This is a genomic window from uncultured Ligilactobacillus sp. (genome assembly GCF_948826705.1).
In the GTDB taxonomy this organism is placed as follows: Bacteria; Bacillota; Bacilli; order Lactobacillales; family Lactobacillaceae; genus Ligilactobacillus.
Window position 1 is genome coordinate 1 of sequence record NZ_CAQLEL010000070.1, and the last position, 6601, is coordinate 6601.

Here is a 6601-nt window from a genome sequence, read left to right on the forward strand (position 1 = left end):
ACATTGTGAACATTGTGGTGAAGAAATCAAAGGGGGTTACTTGCAAATCAATTGTGAATTTTTTGATGAATATATGATTGAGTTTGATCATGGCGCATTTTGTTGTAAAGACTGCCTTGTATTATCGTTGTACGAATGTGGGGTAATTGACGAAAAGGAAGTGAACGAACATGAAAATCAACAGTAGCTACATCTTAGCAGTATTAGCAGGCATCATGCTAGCGGGTTTCTTACCACATGAAGAGTGGATCACTGGCTGGGCTGGTCTACTAGCGCTGATCGTGTTGGCGATTGCTAGCGCTCGGGATGCCAAATGGACGAAAGGCTTGGACTGGTTGTTCAAACCATAAAAAAGGATCGCATGGCAGTGCGATCCAAACTAAAAATATTTTCGATTAAATTATAACACGAATTCAAAGGAGATACGACAATGAATGAATTAGAAAAAATGTTATTAGCGGCTATCTTAAAGCAAGGAGTCAAAGAAGAAGACACTAATAAAGAGCAGAAAAAAGAAGCAGTTAAACAAGCAGGGGAAGTTTTGAAGAAAGCAGACTTAGACTTTGCAGTGCTTGCTTCAAGTGAAAATACTGATTACGTAGCTACTAACGTGAAAGCATCATCGCTTGGCTTGTTTGTAATGCTTAATGAGTTGTTTGAAAACATGCATAAAAATGATCTTGAATGTATTAAGTCCATTGTATACGCAGAGATCAACTCTAGGGATAAGGAGGACTAATGAATGAACCTATTTGAAATCAACGAACAATATCGAGTAGTAGAAGAAATGACAGAATTAGATCCCAAAACACTACAAGATACATTAGACGCAATCGCAGATGCACGAGAAATCAAGTTGGATAACATCGCTTATCTGATCGAGAAAAGCAAGATGCAAGCTGATTTCTTAAAGAACAAGATCAAAGAGTTGCAGGAAGCAAAGAAGGTTCTTGAGAACAAACAAAAGAGCCTAAAAGATTACATGACAGCGGCGCTTGACGAAGCTGGTATCAAAGAATTACAGACAAGCAATCACATTTTGAAGACGAGAAATTACAAGAAGTCAGTGATTGTTGATCGATTGGAAGATCTACCAGATGAGTACAAGAAAACAGAAACAGTTGTCAAAGCTGATTCTATGGCGTTGTACAGAGCACTTATGAACGGTGAAGACATTAAAGGGGCACACTTAAAAGATAATCGTGGGACAGTGATCAAGTAGGAGGTGATCAAATGCAATTTTTTACGCCAGGAAATTTCCCAGAGCACCATAACATGTATTTTATTTATGGCGACGGTGGAACAGGTAAGACAAGCTTAATAAGATTGTTCAAAGGCAATAAAATTCTATTCAGTTTTGATATGTCGTATGACGTAATCAAAGACACTGGTGATACGACATTATTAGTACTAGAGCAACAAGATCTAACGATGGTTCAAGCATTGGTCGATAAGATGGTCGACAGAGCTATTGCGAACCCTGATTTTGATGTTATTTGCTTAGACAATGTAACAGCCTTACAAAATTATGTGCTGGATAACATTGAAAATGCAGCAAGAGATAATCGCCAAAATTACAATGCAATGCAGAAATGGTTTCGTGACCTTGGTTCAAGGTTACGACAAAGCAATAAAACAGTCTATGCCACAGCACATGCGATCGATAAAGACAATGGAGGAATCGACGGTAAAGGTCGATACGAAGCGGATATGAACTTAAAAACGTTCAACGCTTTTACCTCAATGTTTGACTTAGTTGGAAGAATTTATGTCAAAGACGGAAAACGGTGGATCGATCTTGATCCAGAGCAAGGAAATCACGCTAAGAACCGTATTGACGACCGTAAACTAATCAAGGCAGATGAACTTATCGAACCGAAGCAAAAGGAAAACATCACAGAACAAGAAAAAAACAAAGGAACAGCTAAAAAAGCTAGCTAAGAAAGGATAGATAAATTATGGCATTTAGAGGTATGACAGTAGACGAAAAAAACACGTTTGGTCGTCGAGTGGAAGAAGCAGGAACTTACAATGTAAGAGTGTTACCAACTTCAGAATTAACTACTTCTAAGAATACTGGTAATGAAATGTTAGTTCTCCACTATGAGGTCATTGACGGAAAGTATGCAGGTGGACAAATCAATTTTGACAATGTGACTTGGAATGATGAGACACCTGAAAAAGAAGAACAATCATTAAAGCGATTTAACACATTGTTAGTTGCAGCAGGTTTTCCAGAAGGATCTAAGGTAGATACTTTACAGATTATGTTGCAAGGTCTCATCAGAAAATATAACAAACTAAATATTTCAGTTGATTGGTCTGATACGCCAAGCCAAAAAGGATATTACAATTTACGTGTTAAAAGTCGTAAACTTCTTGACCCTGAGGGAAGCAAGCCTAATGGAGTATTTGCTCCAACTAATCAACAAGCAAATTCAAGTTTTGGTGCTAATAATCAAGCTTCAGCTAACACAACGGATAACTTTGGACCAGATCCATTTGCAGGAGCTGGACAAGTGATCTCAGACGATAATTTACCGTTCTAAGCTTAGGAGCTGATAACAATGGAGCGAAGATCACGAGCTATCCTGCAACGTGCAGATGACGGCGGAGCATGGTTGATGGTCAAGTTAGATCACATGCCTAACTTGGATCATATCGAGACAGTAGCAGGTAGCAAAGAACAGTTCTATGTTGATTGGGAACTTGCAGATACAAGACGTGTCAGGAAGAAACAACGGCGCTTGTTCTTCGCTCTGTTGAATGACATCGTGGACCACTTTGTTGTACCACAAGATTTCTTGAAAGACATGTTCTATCTACAGTATCAGTTTTATACAGGCAAAGAGATTAGCTTAGCAGATCACACAAGATCAAGTGTGACAGATGCAAATGTATTGATCGAATTGGTAGTAGATTTCATGTTTGAGTGGCATGTACCGTTTGCCAAAGGATACGAGCTACTGCCAAAAGATGAACAGTACTTCATCTATCAATGTTGCCGACATAGAGTGTGTCTAATTTGTGGTTTGCAAGCTGACATACACCATACAGATACGATCGGGATGGGTGTTGATCGTAACAAGGTGGATCACACACAACATAGAGTGCTGCCACTGTGTCGGACACATCATCAAAATTATCATCAGCTTGGGCCAGAAAAGTTTTCAGAGTTATATCACGTTCCAGCAAACGGCATCAAGCTAGACGCTGAAACACTAAAGAAAATCAACGTTAAAGGAAACTACAAGAGTTAGCGAACGTACAATCGCCGAAAGGGTGGGAAGCCCGATAAAAAGGAGGTGCAACGATGGCTGAACGAAAAATAACCAATGAGTCAAGAGGATTTAGAGGCGTGTGGATTCCTAAGGAATATTGGTTGGATCCTAACTTAAAAATAATGGAGGTAGTTTTCATTACTGAAATTGAAAGTTTGGATAATGGTAAAGGATGCTACGCCAGCAATAAATATTTCAGTGAGTTTTTTGGTATATCTAAGGGAAGATGTTCCCAGATAATCAACAATTTATCTGATAAAGGATATATCAAGATTGACTATGATCGAGAAGGAAAGCAAGTTAAAAAGCGGACTATGAAGGTAGTTAGAAAATTAACTACCCCCTATTTAGAAAATTATAGGCCCTATTTAGAAAATGATAAAGAGAATAATACATCTAGTAATACATCTAATAATGATCAATCAGATTCGAAAAAAATTAGAGAGAAGCAGCTAGATGAAGATTTCAACAAACTTTGGAAGTTGTATCCACGTAAAGAAGGTAAAAAGAAAGCTTTTGAAGCATATAAGAGAGCAATCAAAAAGGGTACAACCAACAAAGATATCCAAACAGGTATCGTGAATTATCTGACTCAGATCAGAGTGCAAAGAACAAGCAAACAGTATATCAAACAAGGATCAACGTGGTTTAACGGAGAGTGTTGGAATGATGAGTACAACGTAGGTGGCAGTAGTTCCCCTGTCAACCCTAAAACCGTCCCTAGTTCCGCCCCAGCCGAGCGGACGACCTTAGATCTTGAAAGAGAAGAAAGAGAGAGCAGACGGGATGCTTTTCCAATGCAATATAAAAACCATCCAGAGTGGTTTACGGATGAAGATGTAAAAAATATCGTCAATGAATTTCCAGAGCTAAAAGAGAAGGTGTTAGAGATTGAACGAGCTAGAGCAAAGAGTGATCGCAACGTTTCTTAGCAAACCTGATTTGGTCGATGTTGTATCTGTAAATGCGACTTGGTTTGAAGATACCCGTTTTAGAAACGTTGTAGAAGTTTTACAGAGTTTAGATGCGAATGAACGAACGACACTCAACGTATATAGCGAACTAGATAAGTATGACGGACAACTAAGCTATAAAGATCTTGAAGATATGCGAGAGTCGGTATTTTCAACGGCAAGCATTACAAGTGATGTAAAAGCACTGCATAAAGTAGCAGCTAAGAAAAAGCTAGATGAGGCAGTTGTGTTGTATCAAATGTCGCCCAAAAAAGAAGAGCTTAGCCAACTTGCATCGGCAATTGAAAATTTAAAGAAGACTGATGAAGAAGATGACAAAGGCTATCTTGATGAGGCAATGGATGATCTGAGTTATCGCATGTATAACGATATGCCAGTTGGGATCAAGAGCTTTCCTAAGTTAGATAATTTCTTAGCTGGTGGTCTGTATGGATCGATGTTACTGACGATCGGTGCACGTCCATCTGTTGGTAAAACAGCTTATGGGGTGAACTTAGCGTATCAGATCATAAGCAATGATCCAGAAGTGCAGGTCGATTTCTTCACACTAGAGATGAACAAGCGTGAGATGCTTAACAGATTTGTAGCACGACACACTAATATTTCATCACAGCGATTAAAGAGACCTGCAAAGGTTCTTCAAAAATACGAACGTGAAGTAGTAGCAGATGCGATCGAATGGTACAGAGAACGTAAATTACGTGTGTATGACAAAGTTTTATCTTTGAGTGGTATCTTATCGATCATCAGAGAAAATGCAGCTAAATCAAAGCAAAACAAGTATGTAGCGATCGTTGATTACATTGGTTTGATCAAAGTTGAAAATAGCCGAGCGCAACGGTGGGAACAGATCGGACAGATCTCACGAGAACTAAAGATCATGGCAAATGAGTATAACGTTCCGATCGTGGTGTTAGCCCAGCTCAATCGAGAAGTAAATGCTAATCAAACACCGCAACTTTCCAATCTGCGTGACTCAGGATCGATTGAACAAGATAGCAACGTTGTAGCTTTCTTGCATAGACCATATGAAGATGATCCAAAAGTTGTTCAATTAACGATCCAGAAGAATCGTGAAGGTGCATTAGGTACGATTGACTATTATTTCGAGGGACGTTATATGACGTTTATCGAACCAAACAATGAGGAATGAGGTGATGAGCATGAGCCGATACATGAATCAAGTGCAATACGTTGAGATCATGAAATATGAAAATCTAAACGAGTCGATCGCTGTTAAGGCGTATTTGCGACAAGCAATGATGCAAACAAATATCATCAGAAAGCTTGAGATCCACGCAGAAGCTCATGAAGAACAAGCACCGATATTTCGCAAGTATATCAAAGAGCATGACGAGAAAAGGGTCAAGGCGGTGTGGGACGCAATAGCGGTGGCAGAGGAAGAGAAACGGCAAGGGTGGCGATTTGTTGAAGACGGAGCTAAGTTTCTTGCATATCTGGAAGTTAAGTATAACGGCGATCTAAAGCAAGCAACGGACGTAGAAAAGCTGCAGGTTCAACTAACAACGCTATATGACCAGATGTATAGAAGACGAGAAAATGGAGAAATGAGGTAAGCGAATGGGAATTCCTAATCCAGAAGAATACACGATCACACTACACGCAACAGAGCGTATCAAGCAGCGTTTTGGACAAACTAAAGATACTTTGGGCGATTGGGCAAATCGACTGTTAAAAGAGTGTGTATTTGTTAAGAGAGAAGAGAATGACAGAGATCGTTATCGATATCAAGACATTGCGATTATTTTAGACGTTAAAAAACGGCAAGTGATCACAATGTTTCCAGATCCACAAGATGCGATCAAGCTCGAGAAAAAGCCACTTAATCCAGAACTGCAAACGAGCGTCAATAAAATGGTCGACGACTTCTTGAGATTTAAGCGTCATGAAACGGCTGACGCTGTCTATCTAATGAGTGCTGATATTGAAAAAGTGATCTCGGATTTTTATGTGAACAGCACGGAAGATAATTTAGACGAATTAAAAATTGTCTTGAATAAAATTAAGGATACTTTGAGTAAGTACGACATGTTTGTGATGGAAACCAAATCGTTAACAGGAAGGGAGAGGAGCTAGTTAATATGAAATTTGATCTTGAAAATAAAAAGCACGTTAATTTTGTAAAACTTGCTGATGACGTACTACTTCAAAATTGCATTTTAGAGCCTATTCCACAAGACGAACAACCTTTTGGTGACAATCGGTTCGTAAAAGTAACAGAAGACGACATGACGTACTTGGCTAATACAGATTATATTGTGTGGATCATACCTTAGAAAGGAGAAACAAATGACAGGAAAGAAAAGAAGTAAACGTCGTGATAAA

Annotated in this window: 12 protein-coding genes; all 12 read left to right on the forward strand. The window is 39.0% G+C overall.

What is annotated here, in order from left to right:
- Positions 1-187: hypothetical protein (locus Q9Q35_RS04165; protein WP_304652266.1), on the forward strand; the 187-nt coding region annotated here is incomplete at its 5' end.
- Positions 171-350 carry a hypothetical protein gene (locus Q9Q35_RS04170; RefSeq protein WP_304652267.1) on the forward strand — a complete coding sequence of 60 codons (180 nt, stop codon included), beginning with the start codon at positions 171-173 and terminating at the stop codon, positions 348-350. The genes Q9Q35_RS04165 and Q9Q35_RS04170, both read left to right, overlap by 17 nt.
- A gap of 80 nt (positions 351-430) precedes the next feature.
- Complete coding sequence (locus Q9Q35_RS04175) at positions 431-739, forward strand: hypothetical protein (protein WP_304652268.1); 309 nt, start codon at positions 431-433, stop codon at positions 737-739.
- Between the two features lie 3 nt (positions 740-742).
- Complete coding sequence (locus Q9Q35_RS04180; protein ID WP_221678334.1) at positions 743-1222, forward strand: siphovirus Gp157 family protein; 480 nt, start codon at positions 743-745, stop codon at positions 1220-1222.
- 11 nt (positions 1223-1233) lie between these two features.
- Complete coding sequence (locus tag Q9Q35_RS04185; RefSeq protein ID WP_221678333.1) at positions 1234-1941, forward strand: AAA family ATPase; 708 nt, start codon at positions 1234-1236, stop codon at positions 1939-1941.
- A gap of 17 nt (positions 1942-1958) precedes the next feature.
- Positions 1959-2549, forward strand: coding sequence for a DUF669 domain-containing protein (locus Q9Q35_RS04190; protein WP_221678332.1), 591 nt, complete (start codon positions 1959-1961; stop codon positions 2547-2549).
- 18 nt (positions 2550-2567) lie between these two features.
- Positions 2568-3260: a putative HNHc nuclease gene (locus tag Q9Q35_RS04195; protein WP_304652269.1), complete on the forward strand. Its 693-nt coding sequence runs from the start codon at positions 2568-2570 to the stop codon at positions 3258-3260.
- 53 nt (positions 3261-3313) lie between these two features.
- The gene (locus Q9Q35_RS04200) at positions 3314-4213 is read left to right on the forward strand and encodes a helix-turn-helix domain-containing protein (protein WP_221678330.1); all 900 of its coding nucleotides are present in this window, start codon (positions 3314-3316) and stop codon (positions 4211-4213) included.
- The gene (locus Q9Q35_RS04205) at positions 4173-5408 is read left to right on the forward strand and encodes a DnaB-like helicase C-terminal domain-containing protein (RefSeq protein WP_304652270.1); all 1236 of its coding nucleotides are present in this window, start codon (positions 4173-4175) and stop codon (positions 5406-5408) included. Before Q9Q35_RS04200 ends, Q9Q35_RS04205 begins: the two co-directional genes overlap by 41 nt.
- A 10-nt stretch (positions 5409-5418) precedes the next feature.
- A complete protein-coding gene (locus tag Q9Q35_RS04210) occupies positions 5419-5832 on the forward strand; it encodes a hypothetical protein (RefSeq protein WP_304652271.1) in 414 nt (137 codons plus the stop codon).
- Between the two features lie 4 nt (positions 5833-5836).
- Positions 5837-6352: a hypothetical protein gene (locus Q9Q35_RS04215; protein WP_304652272.1), complete on the forward strand. Its 516-nt coding sequence runs from the start codon at positions 5837-5839 to the stop codon at positions 6350-6352.
- Positions 6353-6357: 5 nt separating this feature from the next.
- Entirely contained in the window at positions 6358-6552 is a 195-nt protein-coding gene (locus Q9Q35_RS04220) for a hypothetical protein (protein ID WP_304652273.1), read from the forward strand.
- The last annotated feature ends 49 nt before the right edge of the window (positions 6553-6601 follow it).